Annotated in this window: 1 protein-coding gene and 2 pseudogenes; all 3 read right to left on the minus strand. The window is 56.4% G+C overall.

The features are described 5' to 3' along the window. Positions 1–572 (minus strand): DUF92 domain-containing protein (locus NW820_RS03045; protein WP_414406650.1); only part of this gene is annotated, 572 nt, incomplete at its 3' end. A 106-nt stretch (positions 573–678) separates the two neighbouring features. Next, positions 679–1253: pseudogene (locus tag NW820_RS03050) on the minus strand (IS5 family transposase); the annotation flags it as partial. Positions 1254–1351: 98 nt separating this feature from the next. Continuing rightward, a pseudogene (locus NW820_RS03055) lies at positions 1352–2233 on the minus strand (serine/threonine protein kinase); the annotation flags it as partial.

The following is a 2233-nucleotide window of genomic DNA, read 5'->3' on the forward strand; positions in this document are numbered from 1 at the left end:
GCCAGCCAGCAGATGCCCAACCAAAATGGGCTTTCCCCCACCCACTCCCCGCCAATCCCCCAGGCCAACCCGGCCATCCCTGCCGCTGCTGCCACTCCCGCCAGGGATCCCTCTAGGCTCACGGCTCCTTCTGTGCCCGCCGGCACGGACTGGAAGGTGGTGATCAAAAAGGTCTTGCGGCCATAGGCTTTCCCCACCTCGCTGCTGACGGTATCGGCCAATTTCGCTGCAAAGCTGGCGCTGTATCCCAACCACCACAGGGGATGCGGGAAGAAAGCGTATCCTAGCGCACATACTGCCCCGGTTAAAGCGGATCCCCAGACGTTCTCCGGCCCTCGCGCCCCCTCTCGCTTTTCGGCGATCCCCTGCGCCTGCTTGCGCCGGATCCCCAGTTTGGTTACGGCTGTTCCCACTAAAAAATAGGCAGCTACCACCGCGTAGCCCCGCCCCCCCAGCCCCCCCCACACCAGCAGGCCCAGCAGGCCCGCGTGGATGACCCCTGCTCGCGTCAAAGCCTTCTGAGGGCTCAGCAGACCCAGCACCACCAGAGCCAGGTTGAGCCAGAGTGCCACCCCCCACTGACTCAGAAGCCACGCTTGCCACATATACCCTTAAACTTTAGCCACAGCAATTTGGCCAGATAATTCTCAGCACAAGCACCAATATAGCAATTCGTGTTAAATCGTAAAAAAATCTTTTATCGACTAAATGCCTCTCCCTGTAAACGTGCCGGTCAAATCTCCCACCACCCTCCTATTCCTCTTAGAAGGAATCAGCACCCGGCCTTCCCTTGTCTATCCTCTCCCTGAATTCCTGAGAATCTTATCCCCTATCACCTTCGTATGCTCTTCTTGCCAACTCTCTGGTAATGCCTCTGCTTGGGTAATATCCTGCTTTGCCCTGCTGTGATTCTAAACACTAACGGCTTCCCCAAACCATCCACACTCACATGGATCTGAGTGCTGTATCCACCTCGACTCCTCCCCAAAGCTTGCTCCCCTTTTTTTGCGGCTGCCCAGGGGTGAGCACGAACGACAGTTGAGTCAAGGATAAGATGCTCTAAGTCAGGGTCTTTCCCAAACTCCCAAGCAACTCCAGCGATGGAATCTCTGGTGTATCATTTTCCATATCTTTTTGGGAGGTAGCGCCACGGGGATCCAGAGCGAGCTATTACAGCAGGCCTTGGATAAACTGTTTGCATCCTGCCTCTTTGCCGATGTGGATCTGGATTCTGTTTTCAGGAAAGCTATAATTTTTTGCTATTTTATTTGCTGTGATCTGCAGCAAGATAACTCATCAGACCTTACCCAAAAACTGTCCTTATCATAACTAAATGCAAAAAACCTAACGACTACACCTTTTGCCGTTCAACTGGGATCTTCAGCCAACGGCTTAGTTCCGAGGCCAACCACTCCAGCTCTGGCTCCTGCAAAGGGATCCCCGCTCCCAACTCGTATTTGCGGTTGCCCGCCCAGATGTTCAACTGTGGGCTTTGGCATGGGATCAGCTCTAGCCGGTCAATATCCCATCGCCGACTGGGGGGAACTCTGCGAAAGCGCAGGCCAAACACCTCGTAAACCAGGCGAATGTATTTTGTGTCGATCCGTAGGTGGACTTTGCCGAATAGACCGTAGAGGATCCCGCCCACCATCACCAACCCCACCGTCCAGAAGGGCAGGATGAATAGGCCAAACAACAGATTGGCCGGAAAAGGCGCATGCCCAACCGATATGATCGTGGAAAAGGTGATGACGGAGTTCCAAGCGATGGCGAAAGGCAGCAACGCCAAAACACCGGTTTGCCGGGCCGGGATCACCACCTGAAAGGTCTGTTCGGACTTGTGCAGTTGAATCCGGCTGCCTGCTGGCTGTCGAGGAGGGACTGCTGCTGCGTCTGAGGGAATCAAGGCGGGACGACGATCCAAATGCTCCAGCGCCTCCAGGGCCTGCCGGGCGGAAGCGGGACGATTCGCCACCAGAGGCTCCGTCAACCACCGCAGCCAGTCGCGAAAGGGCGGGCTCAGTTGCACCGCTTGCTCGAACGCAATACGGGATCCCTCCTGGGGCAAGTCCGCCGGATGTTGTCCGGTGAGCAGGTGGATTAGGGTGGCACCTAAGCTGTAGAGATCGGAAGCGGGCACGGTTCTGCCGCCAAATTGCTCTAGGGGCATGTAGCCGTAGCTCCCCACCACGGTGTAGGATCCCTGCTCCCGGGGGGCAGCCGCCTGAACCGA

This window comes from Synechococcus sp. R55.7, from assembly GCF_047461955.1.
Classification (GTDB): domain Bacteria; phylum Cyanobacteriota; class Cyanobacteriia; order Thermostichales; family Thermostichaceae; genus Thermostichus.